At 67.1% G+C, this 319-nt stretch carries 1 protein-coding gene; it reads left to right on the plus strand.

What is annotated here, in order from left to right; translation table 11 throughout:
- Positions 1–319 (plus strand): nuclear transport factor 2 family protein (locus tag EN850_RS35025; protein WP_136093033.1); only part of this gene is annotated, 319 nt, incomplete at both ends.

Genomic DNA, 319 nt, shown 5'->3' on the forward strand with positions numbered 1-319 from the left:
AGCGCCTGTGCACGGCACTGCTGGAGAATGATCACGATGCGCTAGCCACGATGCTATCGCCAGCCCTGTTCATGATGGATGGCCACGGTGGCCAGATGCGCGACCTGCCGTGGCTGGGAGCGTGGCGTGCCGGTGGCCTGCAGGTGCGGAGCCTGCGCCTGCACGCGGCGGAAACGCTGCTGTGTGGCCGCCTGGCGTTGCTGTCCGGCGATGTGCACGGGGTGGTGCATTGGCAGGGCCGGGAGCGCGAGTTGAAACTGAGCCTGCTGCGGGTGTGGACCTGCAGTTCCGGAGACAGCGGCGCCCGTTTGTTGTCGAT

Origin of the sequence: Mesorhizobium sp. M8A.F.Ca.ET.207.01.1.1 (assembly GCF_004794715.1) — a bacterium.
In the GTDB taxonomy this organism is placed as follows: Bacteria; Pseudomonadota; Alphaproteobacteria; order Rhizobiales; family Rhizobiaceae; genus Mesorhizobium.